Origin of the sequence: Halomicrobium zhouii (assembly GCF_900114435.1) — an archaeon.
In the GTDB taxonomy this organism is placed as follows: Archaea; Halobacteriota; Halobacteria; order Halobacteriales; family Haloarculaceae; genus Halomicrobium; species Halomicrobium zhouii.
Genome location: NZ_FOZK01000003.1, coordinates 608,712 through 632,295 on the forward strand (window position 1 = coordinate 608,712; position 23,584 = coordinate 632,295).

Consider the following 23,584-nt stretch of genomic DNA (forward strand, 5'->3'; position numbering starts at 1 on the left):
ATCGCGGACCGGGGCGTTTTTCATACTACGTCGCCAACCCACGGGCGTGCTATCGGTCGAGCTTCACGCCCACTCCGCGCTGTCGTACGACGGCCGCGACCCGGTCGAACTCCTGCTCGAACAGGCGGCGGCCGTCGGGCTCGACGCGCTGGCGATCACCGACCACGACGAGATCGACGCGAGCCTCGAAGCGGCCGAACTGGCCCCGGAGTACGGGCTGGTCGGCATCCCGGGGATGGAGGTGACCAGTCGCGCCGGCCACGTGCTCGCGCTCGGCATCCACGAGGCGATCCCTGCCGGTCTCCCGTTTCACGAGACGCTCGCCGCCATCCGCGACCAGGGCGGGATCGCCGTCGTTCCTCACCCGTTCCAGGAGTCCCGCAGCGGCGTCCTCGCGAACATCTCGAAGGAAGACCTCGCCGACGCGGACGCCATCGAGGTGTACAACTCCAGGTTACTGACCGGCCGGGCGAACCGCCAGGCTGCCCGGTACGCCCGCCGACGTAGCCTGCCGATGACCGCCGGCAGCGACGCCCACATCAGCGAGATGGTCGGCCAGGCCGTCACCCTGGTCGACGCCGAAGCGTCGTCGGCAGACGCGATTCTCGACGCGGTCGCCGACGGACAGACGACAGTGGAGGGAAAGCGGACGCCGTGGCGCATCAGCTTCCGGCAGGCGGCCGGCGGGGCGAAACGGCGCGCCAGAAACTGGCTCACGCAGTTCCTCGCATGATGGACGGCGCCGACCCAGCAGTCGTGCGTCGCGCGCTCTCCGACAGAGACCCGCTGTCGGGTACGGACGGCTTCGCCGGCGAACTGGACGGCGCGCTCGTCCGCGACGTCCTCGGCCGCTATCCGGCGTTCTACGAGCGCGAAGCGGGAGACCCGGCCGCTTCGGGCGACTGGAGTTTCGACCCGACCGAGTTGACCGACCCGGAGAGCGTTCCCGCTGGACATCGCGTGGACGCGTCCAGGAGCGAGCAGGTGCTCTCGCTCCCCGACCCATCGCCGTGTCCGGACGACGCAGCAGCCGTCGCGGCGGTCCGCGACGCCGTCTCGGAGAGCGTCGACGCCGTCTCGACGGACGGCCTCGCGATCGCGTTCTCCGGCGGCCTCGACTCGGCGATTCTGGCCGCCCGACTGGACGCGCCGCTGTACGTCGCCGGGTTCCCGGACAGCCACGACGTCGAGGCGGCTCGATCCGCAGCCGAACTGCTGGACGCGGACCTGACCGTCGTCGAACTCACCCACGACGACCTCGTGGATGCGGTCCCGCGAATCGCCCGCGCCACCGGCCGGACCAACGCGATGGACGTCCAGATAGCGCTGGGCCTGTTCCTGGCCGCGGACCGGGCCGCCGGCGACGGGTTCGACCGCCTCGCCGTCGGGCAGGGCGCCGACGAACTGTTCGGCGGCTACGCGAAGGTCGCCAAAGCGCCCGACGACCCCCGCGTCGACGCCGACACCGTTCGTGGCGCGCGACGCGAGGTCGTGCTGGGGCTCCCCGACCAGCTGGAACGGGACGTGCTCACGTTACGGGCCGCGGGCGTCGAACCGGTCGCGCCGCTGCTCCACGATTCAGTGGTCGAGGCGGCACTCGAACTCCCGGGCGACCTGCTCGTTGCCAGTGACGGAACCCGAAAGGTCGCGCTCCGGCGGGCAGCGCGCGAGTGGCTTCCGGACGAAATCGCCGAGCGCGACAAGAAGGCGGTCCAGTACGGGAGCCTGGTCTCCCGAGAACTGGACCGACTTGCCCGTCAGGCCGGGTTCAAACGCCGGATGGACGACCACGTCGGCAAGTACGTGGCGTCGCTGCTGTAGCGAACGGACGGCACGATTGTTGTCCGTGACGGTGTGCCGCCGGCGTCGCGAGGCCGTCACGGGGAGATCCTCAGCGCACGCGCTTTCTGGCCCCGTGTTCTTACTTGAAGCTGAGGGCGGGGTGTCGCTGGTCGACCAAGTTTGACATCGCGCACGTTCCATCAAACGTCGGCGTAGAGCAACACCCTCCCACAGTCGGGACAGAGATGTGCATCGACGTCGTTTTTCTTTGAAACGCCGAGCGTTCCGAGCAATCCACCACTGGATCGTTCGGTCTTGACGTACGGACTCCAGGCGTCGTTGACGCCAACCTTCATGCCGAAGCTGACCGTCTGGAGGGCGACGTCGCAGTCGGGGCAGTTCCTGTCCATGAACTGCAACCCTCACCTGTTTGCCAATAAACTCCCGAAATCGAGCGTCAGTGACTGCCACAATCGTCACGCCGTCGCTACTCCGTACGACGGCTACCGCCACCGCTGTTCGCCTCGCCCGGACTATTCGATGTCCGCGTAGAACCGGAGCAGTCCGCACTCCGGGCACATGAACACCGAGACGTCGCGTCGCTCCTTCACGCCCAGCGACCCGAGGATACCCTCGCTTCGCTCGGGGAGCTTGACGTTCGGATGGTAGGCGTTACTCATCTGGAAGTCGACCTCGCCCATCTCGACGCCGCAGTCGGGACACCGTCGGGGCATGGCTTCGAATTGGGGCCGCGCCGTCTTTTCCCTGGTGCTATTGCTGGGCGACAGTCCGGATGGCCCGCCGTCCGATCTCGGTCACGTCGGACGGGATCTCTTCGCGGTCCGCCAGTTCCGCGTTCGTGACCCACTCCCAGTGATCGGCCGGCTGTTCGCCGGGTTCCGGGTCGATGTCACGGTGTGGAGCCTCGGCGTAGTAGATCAGGTCGATATGCTGGTGGCCGATTCCCTCGTCAGTGACGTTGATGTCGGCCAGTTGCACGTGGGTGGGCTGGGGGAGCGACCGGGTGGTTTCGCTCTCGACGTCGTCCCGGTCGGCGACGAGTTCCACCTCGAAGCCGAGTTCTTCCCGAACCTCGCGGAGGCCGGCCTCGTGGGGGAGTTCGTCGCGTTCGACGTGGCCGCCCGGGGCGAGCCAGAGCCCGTGCTTGTCGTGTTCGTGCAGGGCGACCGCGTCACCGCTGTCGCTCGGATGTACGACGTAGACGGTCGCGGTAAAATGGCGCGTCGTCTCCATGCCATCGCCGTGGGCGACGGGGGAGATTGGCGTTTCGGTCTCGCTGAAAAAGTGTCCTCAGACCGCCTGGATGTCCTCTTCCGTCTCGAGCAGCTCGTGGTACCGGTTGCGGATGGTCACTTCCGAGATGTTCGCGACGTCGCTGACCTGGCTCTGGGTCACCTTCTCGTTGGTGAGCAGCGAGGCGGCGTACACCGCCGCGGCAGCGAGGCCGACGGGGGACTTGCCGGAGTGGACGCCCTCGGCCTTGGCGTTCTGGAGGAGCTGTCGGGCGCGGCGTTCCACCTCCTCGGAGAGGTCCAGATCGCTGGCGAAGCGGGGGACGTAGCTCTCCGGGTCAGCTGGCTGGATCTCGAGGCCGAGTTCGCGGATGACGTACCGGTACGTGCGGGCGATCTCGTCTTTCTCCACGCGGGAGACGGCCGTCAACTCGTCGAGCGACCGGGGCGTGCCCGCCTGTCGCGCGGCGGCGTAGAGCGACGACGTCGCCACGCCCTCGATGGAGCGGCCGGGAAGCAGGTCGTCGTCGAGCGCGCGGCGGTAGATGACGGAGGCGGTCTCGCGAACGTTCTCGGGCAGGCCGAGGGCGCTCGCCATGCGGTCGATCTCGCCGAGCGCCTGCTTGAGGTTGCGCTCCTTGGAGTCGCGGGTCCGGAAGCGCTCGTTCCAGGTACGCAGTCGCTGCATCTTCTCGCGCTGGCGCGAGGACAGGGAGTTGCCGTAGGCGTCCTTGTCCTGCCAGCCGATGTTGGTCGACAGGCCCTTGTCGTGCATCATGTTCGTCGTGGGGGCACCGACGCGAGACTTCTGATCTTTCTCGGCGGCGTCGAAGGCGCGCCACTCCGGCCCGGGGTCGATCTCGTCCTCGTCGACGACGAGCCCGCAGTCCTCACACACGGTCTCGCCACGCTCCCCGTCCGAAACGAGATTCCCGCTACATTCCGGACAGACCATCTGCTCTCCCTGCGTCTCGTCCGCTCGGCTCTCCTCGTCGTCCTCCTCCTCGCTCGTATAACGCCGGATGGTAGTGTCTGTCATTGGTTACTGACTGACGGGTCGGACACCCGCAAAACTCACTGTACAGTAGATATATTGTGAGTGTCAGAACTTAAAACCTTTCCCTATCTGTGAAGGCCTGTTTTCGATTCGGAAACTCAGGTTTGCGTAACTGTTCATATCGTTTGTTCGCGGCTCGCGTACCGGGCTGTGGGCCGTCGGTTACCACACCCGCGGTATCGAAACGCTTACCGCTGGGCCAGCGTTTCGAAGCGATATGAGCGACGACGCCGTCGACCCGGAGGACGTCCGCCACGTCGCGGACCTGGCCCGGGTCGACCTCGACGACGAGGAGGTCGACCGGTTCACCGACCAGTTCGCCGACATCCTCGAATCGTTCGACCGCCTCGACGCGGTCCCAGAAGTCGACCGGGAGGAGGAACTGGCGAACGTGATGCGACCGGACGAACCGCACGACTGCCTCAGCCAGGAGGAGGCGCTCCGGAACGCGCCCGAGTCCGAGGAGGGCCACTTCAAGGGCCCGAAGGTGTCCTGACCATGGCGACGGATCCAGCCGACGCCGTCGACGTGGGCGACGAAACGGACGACGCCACCGACTACAACGGCTACGTCACCACGACGGAGATAGCCGGCGACGACGACGGACCGCTCGCCGGGAAGACGATCGCTGTCAAGGACAACATCTCCACCGAGGGCGTCCGGACGACCTGTGGCTCCGCGATGCTGGCGGACTACGTCCCGCCGTACGACGCCACCGTCGTCGAGCGCCTGAAGCAGGCCGGCGCGACCATCACCGGCAAGACGAACATGGACGAGTTCGGGATGGGCAGCACGACCGAGACCTCGGCGTTCGGCCCGACCGACAACCCCGCGGCGCCGGGACACGTCCCCGGAGGGTCCTCCGGTGGGTCGGCCGCCGTCGTCGCCGCCGGTGACGCCGACCTCGCGCTGGGGACCGACACCGGTGGGTCGGTCCGGAACCCCGCCGCCTTCTGCGGCGTCGTCGGCATCAAACCGACGTACGGCCTGGTTTCGCGCTACGGCCTGGTCGCCTACGCCAACAGTCTCGAGCAGATCGGTCCCATCGCCCCCAGCGTCGAGGAGGCCGCCGAACTGCTGGAGGTCGTCGCCGGGCCCGACCCGAACGACGCGACGACCGAAGACGCGACCGACCACGGCACCGACTACGACTTCGCCGCCGCCGCGGACGGCGACGTCGACGGCCTCTCAATCGGCGTCCCGACGGAACTGGTCGAACCCGCCGACGAGGCGGTCACCGACTCGTTCTGGTCGGCCATCGACGACCTCGAATCCCAGGGCGCGTCCTACCACGACGTCGACCTTCCCTCCGTCGAGCACGCCGTCGAGGCCTACTACGTCATCGCGATGTCCGAGGCGTCCTCGAACCTCGCCCGCTTCGACGGCGTCCGCTACGGCTACTCCAGTGATTCGGACGGGAACTGGAACGAGGCCTTCGCCGAGACGCGCGAGGAGGGCTTCGGCAAGGAGGTCAAGCGCCGCGTCGTCCTCGGCACGTACGCCCTCTCCGCGGGCTACCACGACAAGTACTACAAGCAGGCCCAGGACGCCCGCGCCTGGGTCAAGCAGGACTTCGACGAGTCCCTCTCGGACGCGGACGTGCTCGCCGCGCCGACGATGCCCGTCCCGCCGATGGAGCGGGGCGAGAACCTCGAGGACCCGATGGCGCTGTACCTCGCCGACGCCAACACGACGCCGGTTAACCTCGCCGACCTGCCCGCCATCTCGGTCCCCATCGAGGAGACCAGCGACGGCCTCCCGGTCGGGATGCAGTTCGTCGGCCCTGCCTTCGGCGAGAAGGCGATTATCCGCGCCGGCAGCGCACTCGCGTAGTCCGGTACGGTTTGCAGACGATTCGCCAGACGTTCGTTTCGTTCGACAGTTTTTTCGTTCGCCGACGAGTGGCGTCGAACGATGGCCCTGCGTCACCGATCCTCGCTCCGACGTCACCTCCGCCTCGTCGCCCTCCTCGCCGTCCTCGTCGCTTTCGACGTCGTCGCGGTCGTCGCCGCGTACGTGCTCGGACACCTCTTTTTCGCCGTCATGATGGCGACGCAGTTCAATCCCGACCTGGCTGCCGCGACGCTCGCGATGGACGTCGTCCCGCTCGACCTGTTCGTCCTCCTCGGGACGCCCGCCGTCCTGGTCGCCCAGTCCGTGTTCGGCTACCGGAAGACACTGCGTCACGTCGAGACGATCGACGCATCGGCTGACGACGCGCCCGTGGACGAAGCGCGGGTCGCCGCGCTCGAAGGACGCGTCACGAAGTTAGCGCACACGGCCAGCATGTCGCCCCCGAGCGTCTCCGTCGTCCCCGACGAGACGCCGAACAGCTTCGTCGTCAGTCGCCCTGGCAAGCGGACGCTGTTCGTGACGACGGGCCTCCTCGACACATTCGACGACGACGTCCTCGACGGCGACGAACTCGACGCCATACTGGCCCACGAACTCGCGCACCTCGACAACGGCGACGCGTTCGTGATGACGGCCGCAGCGTTCCTCCCGACGGCAACGCGCCGAGTCGTCCGCTCGTTCGGAACCGAACTAGGCGACGGATGGTTGAGCGCCAGACTCCGCGGCGAGGACGCCGAGTGGCGGTGGCGAGACGTGGTTCACGGCTACAATACGCTCAGGAACCTGCTGTTCGTGGTCGTCCTCGTACCGGTCGCGGGCGTCATCTACTTCGCCAGCTCGGGCTGCTATCGCCTCCTCTCCCGCGTTCGAGAGTACGGGGCCGACGCCGGTGGGGTCGCCATCTGCGGGTCGCCCGCGGCGCTGGCGAGCGCGCTCGAGACCCTGACCGGAGACCGTCGGCCGGAGGCCGACCTGCGGACTGCGACGCCCGGCATCAGGGAACTGTGTATCCTCCCGTACGCGGTCGGTGAATCCACGAGCCCCGACGACGGCGACGCGGACCGGTTCGACCGCATCGCCGCCCGCTGGGACCGGTTCTGCGAACGGACCCTTCCGAGTTCCCATCCAGAACCCGACGAACGGATCGCCGCGCTCCGGGACCGATAGGCGACACCGGGCTGGTTTCGGAGGCGGCTGTCGGTGGCCGCGAACACTGACGGGGGTCCGAGTCACGCCCTTGCATACCCGACGAAGAAAGACGATTTTTTATACCCCCAGCCGAACCATTCTATTGCAGCGCTCGGTTGGTGTAGTCCGGCCAATCATTTCGGCCTTTCGAGCCGATGACCGGGGTTCAAATCCCCGACCGAGCATGGATTTTCGAGCGACCAACGGGAGCGAGAAACATCCACGCGCAGGGAGCGGGATTTGAACACGCGAGTCGCAGCCCGGCCGGCCGAGCGAAGCGAGGCCGCACGCCCGGACCGTCTCGCCTCGGTTCAAATCCCCGACCGAGCATGTTTCTGAGGAACGCAGTGACGAAGAAACAGCACAGGGAGCGGGATTTGAAGTAGACCAGACGCAGCCCGCGCAGTGAGCGAAGCGAACGAGCAGGAACGTCTGGGCGTGGTTCAAAATATCCCCGACCGAGCAATTTCTCTGGTTTAGCGCGCCGTCACTCCTCTTCGAACCCGAAGACGCGTCGCAACTCGACCTCGATTTGCTCGGTGAACTCCCGGAGGACGTCGTCGAATCGCTCGTCGCTGACGGAGAGGTCGCCGACTCGCTCACGGGGATTCTCGGGAAGTTCGACGCGGAACTCGCCGTCCCCTTCGTAGAACGGCTCGCTCCCGTCGAGCACCTGTCGGTCGATGGCCCTCAGAAGTGAGGAGTCGTACCGCCCGTGGAAGTGCTGGTAGGCGTCGTGGTAGGCGGTCTGGAGTTCGTCCATGTAGTGGACGTACTTGTCCTCGAACTTCTCGGGGTCGAAGGTCGTCATGGGTCCCCGTTGGTCCGGTGGCCTGTAAACAACCAGCGTTCGGGACTCCGTGGTGCTTCGAGACCAGAATACACCATCGACTTCGGTGAGTAGCGCCGGGCGAAAAAAGCGGGGACCTCGGTGACGGCCGTTACGCGCCTGCCATCCTCCGGCAACTCTCGGCGCAGTCCTGGAGGACGTCGGCACAGACCTGGCAGTGATTCGCATCGTGCTGGCTGCACTCTTCGGCGCAGGCCTCACAGGCCTCGGCGCAGGTCTCCGCGAGGTCGCTGCTGTAGTCCGACCCGCGAGCCATGAACCGGGCGTGCAGCGACGCGATGTCGGCGACGTCGCGACAGAGGCGGGCGCACTCCTCCATATCGGCGTCGCCGAGACACTCGTCGGCGCACCACTCGCACACCTCTGTGGCCTCGTTGCAGTTCTCGATACACTCGCGCTGGTCGTCGTTCAGTCGGTCGATTTTGGAGACCGTCTCTGCCAAGGACATAGCAGGTCTTCGTTCGGGCGAGAGAGACTTCATCAGACGGCCTGCGTGTTCAGGGTTATGTCAACAGGCAATAGATCGGCGGGATCGGACCGCTATTGGGCACCGGTTCGCGAGGTGCTCGGGACCCGTTGTCGTGCGAATGGCGGTAGGCATATACCGGGTCCCTGCGACCTGTCGGGCATGCAAGCAGTCATCCTCGCCGCGGGTGAGGGAACCAGGATGCGGCCGCTGACGGAGTCGACGCCGAAACCGATGCTGCCCGTCGCGGACCGACCGCTGGTCGCGCACACGGTCGACGCCGCCGTCGACGCCGGCGTCACGGACCTGGTCCTGGTCGTCGGCTACGAGGCGGAGGAGGTCCGGGGCTACTTCGGCGACGAGTACCGGGGCGTCCCCGTCGACTACGCCGTCCAGGAGGAGCAACTCGGGACCGCACACGCCGTCCGGTCGGCTCGCGAACACCTCGAGGGAGCGTTCATCGTCCTCAACGGCGACGACCTCTACGACGACGAGAGCGTGGCCGAACTCGTCGAGGCCGGTGAGCGCGGGCCCGTAGTGGGGACCTATCGGGTCGACGACCCGACGAGCTACGGCGTGTTCGAACTCGAGGACGACGTCGTCACCGGCATCGTCGAGAAGCCCGCCGACCCGCCGAGTGACCTGGTCAACGTCGGCGCCTACGTCTTCCCCGCCGAAGCCAGAGACTGGCTGGACGTCGAGATGAGCGAACGCGGCGAGTACGAGATCACCGACGTCCTCGCGCGCGTCATCGACGAGCGCTCCGTCGGGACGGTCGAAGTCGACCGCTGGCTCGGCTGCGGGCGGCCCTGGGAACTGCTGGAGGCCAACGAGTGGAAGATCGGGGAACTCGACCGTCGCATCGACGGCGAGGTCCGCGGCGACGCGGAACTGCGCGGCGACGTCGTCGTCGAAGCGGGGGCGACTGTCGAACACGGCGTCGTTATCGAGGGCCCGGTGCTCGTCCGCGCGGGCGCCGAAATCGGACCGAACGCCTACGTCCGGGGCGCAACGCTGCTCGGCGAGGATACCCACGTCGGCCACGGCGTCGAGATAAAGAACTCGGTCGTCCGCGCGGGGTCGGCCGTCCCGCACGTCTCCTACGTCGGCGACAGCGTGCTCGGGAAAGACGTCAACTTCGGCGCCGGGACGCAGGTGGCGAACCTGCGACACGACGACGCCACCGTCTCCCACACCGTCAAGGGTGAACGCGTCTCGACCGGTCGCCGAAAGTTCGGCGTCGTCGCGGGCGACGGCGTCAAGACCGGCATCAACACCAGCATCAACCCCGGTGTGACGCTGTCGACCGGCGCTGTGTCCAGGCCCGGCGAATCGGTCACTCGCGACCGCTGACGGCCGCTGGCCATTTTCGCACCAACCGGTGACTTGAGACCTATCCCCGCCGTGTGAAGACGTAATGGTAGATCCGACTTCGGACCTCAACGAGGACGTCGACGACGCCGACGCGCCGACGTGTGCGACGTGCGGGGCGACGGTCGCGATGGAATCGACCCACCGGGTGACCACCAGCGTCGAAGACGGCGCAGTGGAGACGGTGCACTTCTGCGACGACGACTGTCGCGATAGCTGGGACGCCGACGGCCTCTAGCACCGGACCGCGACCGCGAGGGACCGGTATTCCCTGTTCACACGACTTCGTTCGCCAGCGACCGACCGGCTTCCAGGCGACGGCAGTTCTCCCGGACCAAAGCCGCGATGCGGTCCGCGTAGTCCCGCGTCGCGGCCGCGACGTGCGGTGTAACGACCACGTCGTCCATCTCCCAGAGCGGTGAGTCGGCCGGGAGCGGTTCGTCTTCGAAGACGTCCAGGGCCGCGCCGGCGAGCCCACCCGATTCGAGCGCATCGAGGAGCGCCGCCTGGTCGACGACGGCGCCGCGGGCGACGTTGATCAGGTAGGCGTCGGACCGCATCGCGTCGAGTTCGAACTCGCCGACCAGTTTCCGCGTCTCTTCTGTCAGCGGGACTGTGAGGACGACGAATCGCGCGTCGGCGACGGCCTCGGTCAGGTCCGTCGGCGTGTAGACGCGCTCGACGTGGTCGACGGGTGTCGGTGTGCGCCGGACCCCCGTGACGTGCATCCCCAGGCAGTCGGCCCGGCTGGCCACCCCGCGGCCGAGCGTCCCGAGGCCGACGACGGTGACGGACTGTCCGGCGAGCGTGAACGCCTCGTCCCACGCCGGCGGCCCCCACTCCCGTCGCTCCTGATTCGACCGGTAGACGTGGAGGCGACGGGCGAAGCTCGTCATGTAGCCGAAGACCGTCTCGCCGACGGCGTCGCCGTGGATGCCGGTGCTGTTCGTCAACCGGATCCCACGGTCCGAGAGGTCCTCGAAGGGAAATCGGTCGACGCCCGCCTGGACGGAGTGGATCCAGTCGAGATCGGCGTCGAGGAACGCCGGCTCGTAGGCGAAGGTGACCAGCGCGTCGCAGTCCTCCACCGGCCGGTCGTCCGGGACGACGGCGACCGAGCCGACGTCGGCGATCAGTTCGCGGAGGTGGCCCGGTGGGAAGATCTGCCGAACCGAGCGGTGGATACCGACGTCCATGTGCGACCGGTACACACGCGAGGTCCTAAACTGTCGTCCTCGGCCGTGAGCATGGCGACTCCGGATCCTGATCCCGGAGTCGGCCGGGACCCCAACGTATATGTGAGTCCCCGTCGTCGCCCATACCAAGCCAGTTTGGGTTAACCAAAGCGAGCTTGTTAACCCGCGAATCCACCCATGCCACGAGACACGCTCCTTCTCGTCTGTCGCGAGAGCGAGGGTCGGTCCGCCGTCGAAACGCACCGCGAGCGCCTGCGAACCCGCGGCGTGGCCGACGCCGTCGAAGTCGCCAGGTACCAGCACGAGCCCGTCCGGGAGCTCCGCGACCGGCTCGCCGGCCTCGACGCGGACCGCGTGTTCGCGATTCCGATGTGTCTGTCACACTCACGCGAGACCACGGACGCCATCCCGTCGGCGCTGTCGGCCGTCTCCGCTCCAGTCACCTACTGCGAGCCGGTCGGTCACAGTCCGGCCGTCACCGGGGCGGTCCTGGAACGCGCGACGAGCCACGTCGCGGCCGGCGCTAATGCGTCAATCGTCCTCGTCGGGTTCGGCTCCGGCGGGACGCCGTACAACCGCCAGGCCGTCGAGTACCACGCCGCCCGGATCCGCCGCCAGTCCGACTACGGCGAGGTGATGGCGTGCTACCTGATGCAGAACCCCGCCGTCGAGTGCGTCCGGTACAACGTCTCGACGGACCGCGCCGTCGCCGCACCGATGTTCGTCGATCCCGGCGCGGCGACGGAGGAAGAGATTCCCGCGAAGCTCGAACTCGAGCGCGGCGGTATCGAGTACGCGGACCCACTCGGCGACCACTCGCTGGTGACGGATGCCATCGAGGCGGAGGTCGCCAGGCAACGGGTGTTGACGGACGCGAGGAGAGGGAGCCCGCACTCCTTCGAAGCCGCGCTGAGGTCGGGGGCGCACGCTCTCGCTAGCGACGGCGAGGGCGAGCCGCTGTAGCCCGCCGGAGAATCTTCTCGGCCAACGCCGTTCGGGATAGCGCAGGCCTCCGTCGCGGTCAGAGTGAAAGAACTGTGAGCGGCCGGCGTAACCTATAGCCCGACCTCGCCCTCCCGGACGTCGCTCGCGACGTGGACCAGTTCGTTTGTCAGCCCGGCGGCGAGTCCGCTGCCGCCGCGCCGACCGACGTTGGTGATAGCGGGAACGCCGTGGTCGGCCGCCACCTCCCGCAGTCGCTCGCGGCTCTCCGCGGCTTTGACGAACCCCACGGGCGTCGCGACCACGACGGCGGGCCGAGTGCCCTGTTCGATGCAGTCCGCGAGGGCGAGCGCGGCGGTCGGCGCGTTCCCGACGACGGCTATCGCGCCGTCGTAGACGCCCTCGCTGTCGAGTTCGAGGACGGAGGCCGCCGTCCGCGTCATCCCCGTCTCGGCGGCCAGTTCCGCGCCGTTGCCGATGGCCTTCCGGACCGGGCAGTCGTGGCCGCGGCCGGTGATCCCCGCCTGCACCATCGTGATGTCCGTGACGATGGGCTGTTCGTCGAGAACCGCGCGCGCTCCCACTCTGACGGGTTCGTCCTCGTCCGCGCCAGTGAACCGGACGAGATACTGAAATTCGGGGTCGCCGGTGGCGTGGACGGACTTCTGGCGGATCCGGTCGGCCAGCGTCTCGTCGGGGACGAGCTCCCGGACGCGGTCCATGCTCGTCTCGGCGATCTCCATCGCGTCCGCGGTGGTCGCCCCGAGGTCGGCGTACTCTTCGAACGCTTCGTCATGCCCTTTACCGGCCTCGTTTTCCGGGTTAGTCGTCATCGCTGGTCACCTCCGATTGATTCGCACCACTCGCTCTGGCCTCCAGATCACCGTCCACCTGCAAATTGACGTCTCGTAGCCTGTCTCGCATCTCGTCGTCGGCCTCCCAGAGGTCGCGGTTGATGGCCTCCAGCAGGGTTTCAGTGATGGAGTCGAGCGCCCAGGGATTGACCTCGCGGAGCCACTCCTGGCGGTCCTCGTCGAGCGCGTAGCGCTCGGCCACGTCCTCCCAGAGCCGATCACTGACGACGCCAGTCGTCGCGTCCCAGCCCAGCACCACGTCGACCGTCGTCGAGAGGTCGCCGGCGCCCTTGTAGCCGTGTTCCTCCATGGAGTCGAGCCAGTCGGGGTTGAGCACGCGGGCGCGCATCGCCTTCCGGACCTTCTCCTCGTTGGTGTAGACGTCGACGTTATCGGGGTCGCTGGAGTCGCCGACGTAGGAGGCCGGCTCCTCGCCCGCCATCTCCGTGACGGCGGTGATGAAGCCGCCGTGGAAGGCGTACCAGTCCGAGGAGTCGAACTCGTCCTGTTCGGCCGTGTCCTCTATCTTGACGGTGGCCTCGACCGACGAGAGGCGTCGCTCGAAGGCGTCGTGGGCCTCGCTGACGTTCCCTCTGGAGCCCATCGCGTAGCCGCCCCACTGGACGTACACCGACGCGAGGTCCGAGCGGTCGTCCCAGTTGCCCTCGTCGACGGCCTTGTTCGTCCCCGCGCCGTAGCCGCCGGGTCGGGTCGTGAACACGCGGTGCTTCGCGGTGGCCCGGGCGTCGCTCTCGTCGAATCCCGGATCGTCGGCCTCCGCGAGGAGGCGCTCCGTCTCCGCCTCGACGTGCTTCTTGACGTAGTTCATCTCCAGGGGTTCGTCGAGGTCGACCACCGCGTCGACCGCGTCGTGGACGACGCTCGCCGCGGCGGGGAACGCGTCCCGGAACAGCCCGGAGACGCGCGTCGTCACGTCGATTCTCGGCCTATTCAGTTCGTCCAGTGGGATCGGTTCGACGTCGTCGACCCGGCCAGCGTCGGTCCACACCGGCTCGACGCCCATCAGCGCGAGCACCTGGGCGATGGTCTCCCCGCGCGTACGGATGGTGGGTGTCCCCCACGCGACCACGCCGACTTCTTCGGGATACTCGCCGTCGTTCTCGTCGTGGTGACGCTCTGCAACCCCGTCTGCCACCTCGCTACCCACTTCCCAGGCCGACTTTGCGGGGACCTTCCGCGGGTCGAGGGTGTAGAAGTTCCGGGCAGTGGGCAGCAGGTCGACGCCGCCGCGGGTCGGCGCGCCGCTCCCGCCCGGCGGGACGTACTCGCCGTTCAGCGCGTCCGCCGTCCGCGGTACTTCGTCTTCGGCACCCCGGACGCGGGGCGCCGCCTCCTCGCAGATGTAGGCCAGGACTTCGCGCAGGTCGTCGTGCGCCCCGGACTGGGCCTTCGCGTCGCCGAGCGGGTCGACGTCCACGACGAGGAGGTTCATGTTGACCTCCTCGTCCGCGGTGGCGTCGACGTTCGATTCCGGGACGTTGAAGTCGTGTGCGGCCAGGGTCGAGACCAGATCGAGGCTCGTCTCGAACACTTCGTCGGCTGCCTGGGCGTAGGTCATCCCCAGGTCCTCGTCGTAGGCCCCGGGCTCGTCGAGCATCGTCCGGTAGTCGACGCCGAGAACGCCGGCGACGCTCTCGCGGAGGCTCGGCGCGCCTGGATTCTCCAGGCGCGTGAGCGCGACGAGGTACTCCACGAGTCGCTCCTCGGCCGGCGGTTCGCTCATCGTGTGCAGGCCCATCCTGATCTGGGTGGTCTTGACGTCGGTGAGGTACTCGTGGACGCGTTCGACGAGTTCGTCGATGGAGACGTCGTCGCCGTCCACGTCGCCTTCGGCAACTTCGGCGCCTGCCTCGTCCGGACCGCGCACGTCGGCCTGTTCGTCGATGGTCCCGGAGATCCCCAGCTCCACCGCCAGATCCAGATCGTCGACGGTCTCGCGGATCAACTGTTCGAGGTGCTCGCCGTCGTCCGCGCGGGCGTCCTCCATCCCGGCCTCGCGGTACTGGTCGGCCAGTTCCTCCAGGTCGGCCAGGTCGTCGTACGTGCCCGCGTTGCGCATCACGGGCGTGAGGTAGTCGACGATGGCGGCGTAGGAGCGGCGCTTGGCCTGGGTCCCCTCACCGGGGTTGTTGACGATGTAGGGGTAGACGTTCGGGACGTCGTCGATCAACTGGTCCGGCGCGCTCTCGCCGTTCAATCCGACGGTCTTGCCGGGCAGCCACTCCAGGCTGCCGTGGGTCCCCAGGTGGACGACGGCGTCGGCTTCGAACTGGTTGCGGAGCCACGCGTAGAAGGCGACGTAGTCGTGGGGCGGCTGCAGGTCCGAGTCGTGGTACACCTTCGAGGGATCCATGCCGAAGCCGCGCGGCGGCTGGACCGTCACGAGGACGTTGCCCAGTTCGACGCCGGGGACGGCGAACGGTCGGTCCGGAGCCTCGCCCCACTCCTCGACGACGTTCTCGCGGAAGCGCTCGTCGTGGTCGGCGAACCAGGCGTCGTACTGGTCGGGACTGACCGTATCCACGGAGAGGTCACGGACGTCTTCCGGCGCGACCCAGCGGTCGTCGAGGGTGAGCTGGGCGGTCAGTGTCTCGACGAGGGACTGGCCGTCGTCTGGGATCGGGGCGGGGTCCCCCGCGCCCGCTCCGAGGTCGTACCCACGCGCCGCGAGTTCGGCGAGCAGGTTGACGGTGCTCGCCGGCGAGTCCAGGCCGAACGCGGTGCCGATGCCGTCGTCGCTCGGCGGGTAGTTGTGGAGGACGACGGCCACCTGTTTCTCGTCGTTGTCGAGGTAGCGGAGGCGGGCCCAGTTGACCGCCAGGCGGGCGGCGTGGTCGACGCGGTCTTCGATCGGGAAGTGCTGTTTCGGGGCGCTCCCGATACCGGCCTCGTCCTCGGTGCGTTCCTTCCCCGAGATCGGATGGGTGATCACGTTACCGTCGAACTCCGGTAGCGCGACGGAGAGGGCGAGTTCGAAGCCCATGACGCCCGTGTCGCTTCCCTCGTAGCGCGAGCGCGAGCGCATGGTCGTGACGGTCTGGATGACGGGAACTCCGAGTTCGTCGAGGAAGACGTCCTCCGCGGAGTCGCCCTCGTCGCTGGCGCTCCGGCCCCGCTCGTCCATCGAGAGCGAGAACATGAACGACGAGCAGACGGCGTCGACGACCGGATTCCCGTCCGCGTCGAGCAGCCACTCCCTGGTCACTTTCTCCGCGTTCCACTGGCCCTCGTCGTCGGTCGCGGGTTCGCAGAAAATCGGGAGGGCGTTCGCCCCCTGGGCCTCGATGGCCCGAACCTGCGCGTCGACGTAGCGGGTGTTCTCGTGGGTCCAGTGGGATTCGTAGAACCAGACCGCGACGGTCGGCGCCTGGGGGTCGAACGTCGCCACGAGTTCCTCGTAGCCGGTTCCGGGATAGTCCGGGTGGTAGACGCCCTCCGTCGGGAGCGCGACGGGGTCGTCGAACTCGGGGTCGGCGTCGCCGTAGCGTGCGACGAGGTAGCGGACGCAGTTCGCGACGTTGCTCGTCCCGCCGCGGTCCAGGTACTCGCAAACCCTCTCCCGTTCCTCGCCCGGGACCGACGTGTCCTCGACGGCGAAGGCGTCGCCGGTGGCCTTGACGACCAGCGGGACGCCGGCGTCGCGGAGGCGTTCGACGGCGCGTTCGTACCCCGGCATGCTGTCCTCGGCGCCGTGGAGCCAGAAGAGAGCGGCCGTGGCGTCTTCGAGTTCGTCGAGAAACGACTCGACGGCGGGTTCGTCGTCGAGGTCGCTCTCCGAGCGGACGACCAGGTCGGCGTCGACCTCGCCCGCGGCGCGCTGGACGGCGCCCAGTTCGTTCTCCGTCGCGGTGTAGAGTCCGATGGATGACATAAGCTTGTTAAACCTCTGCTTTCACTAATACAAGTATGGTTGAGTTGCGCGCGGGGCAAAAAGGTTCGGGGCCGCCGTCCTTCGCTGATATCGTCGGCCAGGACGACCTCAAGGAGGCCCTGCTCGCGGTGGGGGTCAACGACGCGCTGGACGGCCTCCTCGTCCGTGGCGAGAAGGGGACGGCGAAGTCGACCGCAGTCCGCTGCCTCGCCGACCTGCTCCCGGACCAGCGCGCCGTCGCCGACTGTCCGTACGGCTGCCCGCCGGAAAATCCCAGCAGTCAGTGCGAGAACTGTCGGAAACGGTCCGACCCACCGGTCGAGGAACGGCCAGTCCCGCTGGTGACGCTCCCGCTCGGCGCGACGCGCGAACGCGTCGTCGGCACGCTCTCCGTCGCCGACGCGATGGACGGCGCGGCGGAGTTCGACCCCGGACTGCTCGCCCGTGCCAACCGGGGTATCCTCTACGTCGACGAGGTGAACCTCCTCGACGACCACCTCGTCGACGTCTTACTGGACGCCGCGGCGAGCGGACGGAACCGCGTCGAACGCGACGGGATGAGCGTCGCCCACCCCGCCGAGTTCACTCTCGTGGGGACGATGAACCCCGAGGAGGGCGACCTCCGCCCCCAGCTCCGGGACCGCTTCGCCATCCAGGCGACCGTCACTGCGTGCGACGACGTCGACGACCGCGTCGCCATCATCCGGCAGGCCATCGACGGGGAGCGGCGCGAGGCCGCGCCGGAGTCGACCGAACCGGCGCGTCGGCTCCGCGACGCACGCGAGCGGTTGCACGGCGACGTCGTGCTCCCCCGGGAATTCGCCGAGACGGCCGCCGAGATCTCCCGGGACGCGGGCGTCGACGGCCACCGCGGCGATATCGCCATTGCCCGAACCGCCCGGACGCTCGCGGCGCTCGACGGGCGGGACCGCGTGCTGGAGTCCGACGTCGAACGCGCTGCCGAGTTCGCCCTCCCACATCGCCTCCAATCGCGTCCCTTCGAGGAGGGAGCCGACCTCGACGACGTCCTCGACGACCACTTCGAGAGCGACGACGGCGAGGGCGAACCGGAACACGACGGCGACGAGGGAGACGGCGGTGGAGAACCCAATTCCGACGCCGGAGACGGGAACAGTGACGAGGGAGAAGCTGACGCCGACGAAACCGGCGGTAGCGAACCCGAGTCGGGAACTGACGACGTGGGATCCGACGGTGGGGGTTCCGGCGAGAAACGCGACGGGGAGTCCCCGGGTGAGGACTCCGACAGCGATGGCGATGCCGGACGGGACTCTCCGTCACCGTCTGCAGCGCCCGACAGCGGGCCGGACGATGCGGATTCGTCATCGACCGCCTGTGGTGGTGGACGGGACGACGGTGTCGCCGACGACGGCGCCTCCCCGGAAGACGACCCGGTGGACTCCACGCCGCTCGTTCCGGGGCAGAACCGTGCTGGCGTCGGGGAGGCGTCGAGTCCCGACCTCTCCCTCGATGTCGACGCCGATGCGGTTGCGGCGAGCGGTTCGCGAGCCAGCGGGCAGTCCAGCACGGGTGCGAACGGCGCACGGGTCCGGACGACCCCAGCCGGCGACGGCGACGCCATCGACGCCGCCGCGTCGGTCCGGGCCGCCGCACAGCGCGGGAACGACTCGGTCGGCCAGCGGGACCTCCGGGCGTCCGTCAGGGAGAGCGACGCCTCCGCGCTGGTCGTGTTCGCGGTCGACGCGAGCGCCTCCATGCGACCGGCGATGCGGACTGCCAAGGGCGTCGTGCTCGAACTGCTCGAAGACGCCTACCAGCACCGGGACGAGGTGGCGTTCGTCGCCTTCTCCGGAGACGACGCCGAGGTGCTGTTGCCGCCGACGGACAGCGTGACGCTCGCCGCGCGGCACCTGAAGGACCTCCCGACCGCCGACCGGACGCCGCTGCCCGCGGGCCTGCGGACGGCGACGGACGTGATCGACCGGGCCGACCCGGACGTCGGCGTCGCGGTCGTCGTCACGGACGGCCGGGCGAACGTCGGCGAGCGGCCGACGGCGGCCACCCGCGCCGCCGCCGAGGGGCTTCGGCAGGTCAGCGACGAGGTGCTCGTCGTCGACGCGGGCGAGGACGGGCGCGCCAGTCTGGCCGACGTGATCCTGGATGCGACGGGCGGATCGGTGGTCCCGCTCTCGGAACTCCGTGCGAGTGGTGTCGACAGCGTCGCTTCCGTGGCCCACAGCGACGACTGACCTGTGGGCCGCCCCCGCTGGTCGAGAAGCGATCGAGTCGGACGCGAAAGTTTTACAATCTGGTTTGTTCTAATGAAATTGTGATTTAGATGGCCGGAGATACAGACACCGTTCGTCGACGTATCGACCACGCGAGAGCGACGCTGACGCCGGCACAGATGGCCGTCGGTGTGGGGCTAATCGCCGCGCTCGGGTTCACGCTCCTGTTCGTCCAGGACCCGCTGGTCCACGACGGACTCCACAACATCCGGCACGGCGCCGGCGTGACCTGCCACTGATGGCCCGGGAGGAGTTCCACCGATGACGACCGACTATCTCGAACGCGGCGCGCTCGCGGGTGCGGTCGGCGGCCTCGCCTACGGGCTGTTCGTCGCGCTCGTCGCCAACCCGTTCGTCACCGGGCTGGAGACGTTCGAGTCCGGGCACGCTCACGCTGGGGAGCCGGCCGTCTCGTCGCTGACGACCAGCGCCGTCAGTATCGGGGGTGGCGTCCTCTGGGGGCTCCTGTTCGGGATCGTCGCGTTCGGTGTCGCCTACTACTTCCTGGAACCCGTTCTTCCCGGCGGTCCGGTGACGAAGCGGCTGATCCTCGCCGGCGCCGGGTTCCTGACCGTCTCGGGGGCGCCGTGGCTCGTCCTGCCGCCCCAGCCGCCGGGCGTCGAGCAATCGCTCGCGACCGGGAGTCGGACCGCCTGGTACGCCGGGATGATGGTCGCCGGTGCCGGCGTGGCGGTGGTGGCGGGGGTCGTCTACAGTCGTCTTGACGAGCACCGTCTGGCTCTCCGGTCTGTGGCTTCGCTGGCCCCGCTCTGTCTGCTCGCCGTTCCGGTCGCACTCGCGCCGAGCAACGTCGTCCACGGTGACGTTCCCGCCGGCCTGGTCGCCGCGTTCCGCTGGACAGTCGTCTTCGGACAGGCCGGCCTGTGGGCGACGCTCGCCGGGGTGCACGCGTGGCTCGGCGATTCCACGGTACAACCCGTCGAAGCGGCGGATTTCGTTGCCCCGAGCGACTGAACGACGCTGTGCGTTTACGGTCCCTCCGGGAGAATTTCTCAGGCCCGTCCCGCAGAACTGTGTCGAGACAAAAGTAGATCTCGCGAGGGCGTCGATTTCAGTCCTCGACCGGGAACGTCTCGTGGAGGACGTGGTGGGCCTCGCCGAGGCCCGCCAGGACGTCCTCGCCCTGGCTCCGGAGCCGGCGGACTGCGCGCTCGGCGTCCCGAACAGCCACGAGACGGCCCCGCAGGTAGTCGTACTCCTGGCTGTCGGCGTCCGCGGCGGCGACCTGCTCCTCCAGGTCCACCAGCGCGGCGTCGAAGTGGCGTTCGATTTCGGCGAGCGACTGGGCGTTCGCGAGGGCCTCGATAGGCCCAGACAGTTCGCCGTCCAGTTCGGCCTCTGCGTGCTCGCGGACGCTCTGGTCTTCGGTACCGAGGACGTTCAGCAGGCCGAGTCTGAGCGCTTCGAGTTCGTGGCAAGTCATAGCTGTGAGTGTCTGTATACGACGTATTATAACGTCTGATCGACGAGATCGCCGACGATTCGGTCCCGGTCGAGGTGGGACGAGACGATGCGGTCAGCGTCGGCCGAATCGAGGCCGCCGTACCAGACGCCGTCGGGGTAGACGGCGACCATCGGGCCGTCGCCGCAGCGACCGAGGCACGAGGAGCGCGTGATGCGCGCGTCGCACTCCTCGGAGTCGCGGGCGGCCTGTCGGAGTCGTTCGAGGACTGCTGGCGCGCCGTCGGCCGCGCAGGTCTGGTTCGTGCAGACGGCGACGTGCTTCTCCGGGGCGTCGTGGACGTGCGGGTCGTCGTCGACGTTCTCGCGGTCCGCGTGGCTCGCCTGGTGGGTCAGCGCGCGCAGCATCGCCCGCGCGCCGCCGGTATCCTCCTCGTACCCGTCGAGTTCGACCTTGTACTTGCACGTGTCACACGACATGTCGACGCTCTCGGTGCGGGCCTCCTGCCAGCGGTCGCCAAGCACGTCGAGCAACCGGTCGTCGGTGCCCAGTGGGTCACCCGGCGCGGCCGACACGTAGGGGTACTCGTCGTCGAACTCTCGGGTCCGCTCCCGGATGCGCTCGGTCAGCACGCCGTCGCCGAGCATGTAGGGAAGCACGACGACGGTGTCGGGCCGGTGTTTGGCGACGTCGTGCAGCGTCGTCGGGAGGTCCGGCTCCGTCACGCCGATGAACGTCGCGTCGACGCGCGAAAACTCGCGACCCTCGTACAACAACCGGGCGAGTTTGTGGACATCCGCGTTCGCGTCCGGATCGCTGGACCCGCGGCCGCAGAGGACGACGGCGACGTCGTCCGTCTCCCGGTCTGCGTCCATCTCCGCCTCCACGGCGGCGACGCGGTCGTCCAGCAGGTCGACGAGTGCCGGGTGGATGCCCAGGTGGGCGCCGTTGCGGATGGTGAGGTCCGGATGACGGCTCCGGGCCTGCTGGACCGCCAGCGGCACGTCGTTCTTGACGTGGCTGGCCGCGAACAGCGAGAGGTGGACGACGGTGACTCGCGAGACGGTCGGTGCGAGGCCGGCGATGGCCTCGTCGATGGCCGGCGATGCGAGTTCCAGAAAGGCGGCGTCCACTGGGAGCCGGAGCCGCGATTCGAGCGCACCAGCGAGTTCCCTGACCTGTTCGTTGGACTTCTCACGACGGGAGCCGTGGCCGACGAGCAACACGGCCTCGTCGTCGAGCGTCTCGGGGGCTGCAGTCGCTTCGCTCATCGGTCTATCCGATCCAGGCTCTTCCGGAGTTTCCGCCGGCGGGACGGTGCGAACAGCCCGGACTCGTCCGTCCCGTCGTAGACCCACTCGCCGAGCGCCGGGACGCGGTCGTCGTCGACGCCGAACCAGTAGCCCGACGAGGCGTCGGCGAGGTCGTCGTGGGGCGAGTCGACCGGAATGCGGTCGAGCACCGACTGGACGGTCCGGAGGAGTCGCTCGTCCTCGTGGACGAAGGAAACGCCGACGGCACCGGCGTCAGATTTGAAGCAGACCGTACCACAGCCCTCCAGCAGTCCGCGGAGGAGCTGTCGGTCGTGGTCGGCGAAGACGTCGAACCGGTAGCCGCCGGGCTGGCCGTCGAATGGAAGCCCGAGCGCGGCGCCGGCCCGGTCGGCCAGGTCGCCGAGCACCTGCACGACGTACTCGTCTGCTTTCCGGGTGATGGCCGTGTCGTGGGCGTACTCGCGTTCGAGGATCCGCCTGTCTATCTGGTCCGCGCCAGCGATGGCGGCCAGGCGTCGCGCGGCTGTCTCGTCGGTGGTTCTGACGGTGACGCACCCTTCTTCGCACTCGCCATCCCCGGCGACGCGGCCCCAGAAGTACGCCGTCTCCGGGTGGGCGGCGAGCAGGTCCCTCGGCGTTTCCGACTGGATACTCATCCGTCCACCTCCGTGACTGATATCGCGTCCAGGGGGCAAGCAGCAGCCGCCTGTCCCGCGTCGTCGAGGGCCCCGTCGTCGAACCGTGCGGTGACGAACTCGCCGTCTGATTCGACCGACACGGCCAACTCCGGGTCGACGTTGGCGAGGCCGTCCTCGTCCTCGACGAACCGCGGGTCGCGGACGAGGCAGGCGAACACGCCGTCGCAGGCCTCGCGGTCGACGGTGACGTCGTAAGTCGCTGTTTCAGTGTCGGTCATGGTTCAGTAGTCGTACTTGGTCTCGTAGCCCCGCGGCGTCACCATTCGGTCGTCCCAGACGTAGGTGTCCTCGTTGCCGACGAGGATCGTCGTGGTCATGTCGACCAGGTCGGTCTCGCCGAGGTCGGGGAGGCCCCCGAGGTGGACGATTTCGACCCGTTCGTCCTCGCGGCCGGCGCCGTGGACGACGCCGACGGGCGTTTCGGGGTCGCGGTGTTCGAGCAGGATCTCACAACAGGTCTGGTAGTTCTCCCGGCGCTTGCGGCTCCACGGGTTGTAGATAGCTATCGTGAACCCCTCGCTCGCGACGGCCTCCAGCCGTGACTCGATGTCCTCCATCGGCGTCAGGTGGTCCGACAGCGAGATGGTGACGGTGTCGTTGACCAGCGGTGCGCCGAGGCGGGCGCCGCAGGACTGTGCCGCCGGCACGCCGGGGACGACCTCGAAGTCGACCATCGACGCCGTCCCGCCCTTGGACTCGATGATCTCCAGGGCGAGGCCGGCGAGCGCGTACACGTTAGGGTCGCCGCTGCCGACGATGGCGACGTCGTTGCCGGCCAGCGCCCGGTCGATGGCCTCCTCGGTCCGGGAGACCTCGCCGCACATCGGCGTGTCGTACAGTTCGTCCGCGGCCTCGGTTATCTCGTCGGGGATCAGGTCGATGTAGGTGGTGTAACCGACGATGTGTTCGGCCTCCATCAGTGCCGCTCGCGCGCGCTGGGTCATGCCCTCCGGTTGCCCAGGGCCGAGTCCCACCGCGAGGAGCCGGCCGGGCTCCGCGTCGAAGTCCTCGACGGTCGAGCCGACTTCCTCTTCCTCACTGCTGGAGACAGTATTCGACGAGGAGGCGCCACAGTCCGACGACGAGGGATTGGGGTCACCGGTCGATGCCCCGCACTTCGAAGCGTTGTCGTCGGTGGTCGTTTCGCTGCTCGATGCGCCGCACTTCGGTTCGGTCTCTGTGCTCGCGTCCGTCTCGGTGTCGCTGTCAGTACTCAT

25 protein-coding genes and 1 tRNA gene are annotated in these 23,584 nt (G+C 68.2%); 12 read left to right on the forward strand and 14 right to left on the reverse strand.

The window, feature by feature from the left end; translation table 11 throughout:
- Positions 1-46 precede the first annotated feature (46 nt).
- Both BM337_RS16740 and BM337_RS16745 read left to right on the forward strand, forming a co-directional pair.
- On the forward strand, positions 47-733 hold the full coding sequence (locus BM337_RS16740; protein WP_089818015.1) for a CehA/McbA family metallohydrolase: 687 nt from the start codon (positions 47-49) through the stop codon (positions 731-733).
- Entirely contained in the window at positions 733-1,821 is a 1,089-nt protein-coding gene (locus BM337_RS16745) for an asparagine synthase C-terminal domain-containing protein (protein WP_089818017.1), read from the forward strand. The genes BM337_RS16740 and BM337_RS16745 overlap by 1 nt, the downstream gene beginning before the upstream one ends.
- A 161-nt stretch (positions 1,822-1,982) precedes the next feature.
- On the opposite strand, the gene BM337_RS16750 is transcribed toward BM337_RS16745, so the two are convergent.
- The 4 genes from BM337_RS16750 to BM337_RS16765 form a co-directional block, all read right to left on the reverse strand.
- Positions 1,983-2,192 (reverse strand): hypothetical protein, encoded by a 210-nt coding sequence (locus tag BM337_RS16750; protein WP_089818020.1) that lies wholly within the window; start codon positions 2,190-2,192, stop codon positions 1,983-1,985.
- A 123-nt stretch (positions 2,193-2,315) separates the two neighbouring features.
- Positions 2,316-2,516 (reverse strand): hypothetical protein, encoded by a 201-nt coding sequence (locus BM337_RS16755; RefSeq protein ID WP_089818022.1) that lies wholly within the window; start codon positions 2,514-2,516, stop codon positions 2,316-2,318.
- Between the two features lie 37 nt (positions 2,517-2,553).
- Entirely contained in the window at positions 2,554-3,036 is a 483-nt protein-coding gene (locus tag BM337_RS16760) for an NUDIX hydrolase (protein WP_089818024.1), read from the reverse strand.
- A gap of 57 nt (positions 3,037-3,093) precedes the next feature.
- Entirely contained in the window at positions 3,094-4,074 is a 981-nt protein-coding gene (locus BM337_RS16765) for a transcription initiation factor IIB (RefSeq protein ID WP_089818026.1), read from the reverse strand.
- A gap of 235 nt (positions 4,075-4,309) precedes the next feature.
- Between BM337_RS16765 and gatC the strand changes: the two genes are divergently transcribed.
- The 4 genes from gatC (at position 4,310) to BM337_RS16785 (ending at position 7,319) form a co-directional block, all read left to right on the forward strand.
- Positions 4,310-4,588, forward strand: coding sequence for an Asp-tRNA(Asn)/Glu-tRNA(Gln) amidotransferase subunit GatC (gene gatC / locus BM337_RS16770; RefSeq protein ID WP_089818028.1), 279 nt, complete (start codon positions 4,310-4,312; stop codon positions 4,586-4,588).
- 2 nt (positions 4,589-4,590) lie between these two features.
- The gene (gatA, locus tag BM337_RS16775; RefSeq protein WP_089818030.1) at positions 4,591-5,925 is read left to right on the forward strand and encodes an Asp-tRNA(Asn)/Glu-tRNA(Gln) amidotransferase subunit GatA; all 1,335 of its coding nucleotides are present in this window, start codon (positions 4,591-4,593) and stop codon (positions 5,923-5,925) included.
- 81 nt (positions 5,926-6,006) lie between these two features.
- Positions 6,007-7,113, forward strand: coding sequence for a M48 family metallopeptidase (locus tag BM337_RS16780; protein WP_089818032.1), 1,107 nt, complete (start codon positions 6,007-6,009; stop codon positions 7,111-7,113).
- Between the two features lie 131 nt (positions 7,114-7,244).
- Positions 7,245-7,319 (forward strand) — tRNA-Glu (locus BM337_RS16785).
- A gap of 302 nt (positions 7,320-7,621) precedes the next feature.
- On the opposite strand, the gene BM337_RS16790 is transcribed toward BM337_RS16785, so the two are convergent.
- Positions 7,622-7,945, reverse strand: coding sequence for a DUF5783 family protein (locus BM337_RS16790; protein ID WP_089818034.1), 324 nt, complete (start codon positions 7,943-7,945; stop codon positions 7,622-7,624).
- A 130-nt stretch (positions 7,946-8,075) separates the two neighbouring features.
- A complete protein-coding gene (locus BM337_RS16795; protein ID WP_089818036.1) occupies positions 8,076-8,432 on the reverse strand; it encodes a four-helix bundle copper-binding protein in 357 nt (118 codons plus the stop codon).
- A gap of 180 nt (positions 8,433-8,612) precedes the next feature.
- Between BM337_RS16795 and glmU the strand changes: the two genes are divergently transcribed.
- Together glmU and BM337_RS16805 are read left to right on the forward strand one after the other, a co-directional pair.
- The gene (glmU, locus tag BM337_RS16800) at positions 8,613-9,803 is read left to right on the forward strand and encodes a bifunctional sugar-1-phosphate nucleotidylyltransferase/acetyltransferase (RefSeq protein WP_089818037.1); all 1,191 of its coding nucleotides are present in this window, start codon (positions 8,613-8,615) and stop codon (positions 9,801-9,803) included.
- Between the two features lie 64 nt (positions 9,804-9,867).
- On the forward strand, positions 9,868-10,059 hold the full coding sequence (locus BM337_RS16805; RefSeq protein ID WP_089818038.1) for a DUF7576 family protein: 192 nt from the start codon (positions 9,868-9,870) through the stop codon (positions 10,057-10,059).
- 37 nt (positions 10,060-10,096) lie between these two features.
- On the opposite strand, the gene ddh is transcribed toward BM337_RS16805, so the two are convergent.
- On the reverse strand, positions 10,097-11,017 hold the full coding sequence (ddh, locus tag BM337_RS16810) for a D-2-hydroxyacid dehydrogenase (protein WP_089818039.1): 921 nt from the start codon (positions 11,015-11,017) through the stop codon (positions 10,097-10,099).
- 177 nt (positions 11,018-11,194) lie between these two features.
- Here ddh and BM337_RS16815 point away from each other — a divergent pair, with 177 nt between their 5' ends.
- Positions 11,195-11,980 (forward strand): CbiX/SirB N-terminal domain-containing protein, encoded by a 786-nt coding sequence (locus tag BM337_RS16815; protein ID WP_089818040.1) that lies wholly within the window; start codon positions 11,195-11,197, stop codon positions 11,978-11,980.
- Between the two features lie 92 nt (positions 11,981-12,072).
- Here the strand turns inward: BM337_RS16815 and BM337_RS16820 are convergent, their stop codons facing one another.
- Positions 12,073-12,792 (reverse strand): precorrin-8X methylmutase, encoded by a 720-nt coding sequence (locus BM337_RS16820; RefSeq protein WP_089818041.1) that lies wholly within the window; start codon positions 12,790-12,792, stop codon positions 12,073-12,075.
- The gene (cobN, locus tag BM337_RS16825; RefSeq protein ID WP_089818043.1) at positions 12,782-16,705 is read right to left on the reverse strand and encodes a cobaltochelatase subunit CobN; all 3,924 of its coding nucleotides are present in this window, start codon (positions 16,703-16,705) and stop codon (positions 12,782-12,784) included. The genes BM337_RS16820 and cobN overlap by 11 nt, the downstream gene beginning before the upstream one ends.
- A gap of 35 nt (positions 16,706-16,740) precedes the next feature.
- On the opposite strand from cobN, the gene BM337_RS16830 reads away from it, so the two are divergent.
- The 3 genes from BM337_RS16830 (at position 16,741) to BM337_RS16840 (ending at position 19,947) form a co-directional block, all read left to right on the forward strand.
- Positions 16,741-18,933 carry a VWA domain-containing protein gene (locus BM337_RS16830; protein ID WP_089818045.1) on the forward strand — a complete coding sequence of 731 codons (2,193 nt, stop codon included), beginning with the start codon at positions 16,741-16,743 and terminating at the stop codon, positions 18,931-18,933.
- An 89-nt stretch (positions 18,934-19,022) separates the two neighbouring features.
- On the forward strand, positions 19,023-19,211 hold the full coding sequence (locus BM337_RS16835; RefSeq protein ID WP_089818047.1) for a CbtB domain-containing protein: 189 nt from the start codon (positions 19,023-19,025) through the stop codon (positions 19,209-19,211).
- A 22-nt stretch (positions 19,212-19,233) separates the two neighbouring features.
- On the forward strand, positions 19,234-19,947 hold the full coding sequence (locus BM337_RS16840) for a CbtA family protein (RefSeq protein WP_089818049.1): 714 nt from the start codon (positions 19,234-19,236) through the stop codon (positions 19,945-19,947).
- 97 nt (positions 19,948-20,044) lie between these two features.
- Here BM337_RS16840 and BM337_RS16845 read toward each other — a convergent pair whose 3' ends face one another.
- From BM337_RS16845 to cobJ, 5 genes are read right to left on the reverse strand one after another with little or no spacing between them, the layout of a single operon-like run.
- The gene (locus BM337_RS16845; protein ID WP_089818051.1) at positions 20,045-20,416 is read right to left on the reverse strand and encodes a DUF3209 family protein; all 372 of its coding nucleotides are present in this window, start codon (positions 20,414-20,416) and stop codon (positions 20,045-20,047) included.
- Positions 20,417-20,442: 26 nt separating this feature from the next.
- Positions 20,443-21,666: a CbiX/SirB N-terminal domain-containing protein gene (locus BM337_RS16850; RefSeq protein ID WP_089818053.1), complete on the reverse strand. Its 1,224-nt coding sequence runs from the start codon at positions 21,664-21,666 to the stop codon at positions 20,443-20,445.
- A complete protein-coding gene (locus BM337_RS16855; RefSeq protein ID WP_089818055.1) occupies positions 21,663-22,325 on the reverse strand; it encodes a cobalamin biosynthesis protein in 663 nt (220 codons plus the stop codon). Before BM337_RS16855 ends, BM337_RS16850 begins: the two co-directional genes overlap by 4 nt.
- Positions 22,322-22,585 carry a ferredoxin gene (locus tag BM337_RS16860; protein WP_089818057.1) on the reverse strand — a complete coding sequence of 88 codons (264 nt, stop codon included), beginning with the start codon at positions 22,583-22,585 and terminating at the stop codon, positions 22,322-22,324. The genes BM337_RS16855 and BM337_RS16860 overlap by 4 nt, the downstream gene beginning before the upstream one ends.
- Positions 22,586-22,588: 3 nt before the next feature.
- Positions 22,589-23,584, reverse strand: a complete 996-nt coding sequence (gene cobJ / locus BM337_RS16865; protein ID WP_089818059.1) for a precorrin-3B C(17)-methyltransferase — start codon at positions 23,582-23,584, stop codon at positions 22,589-22,591.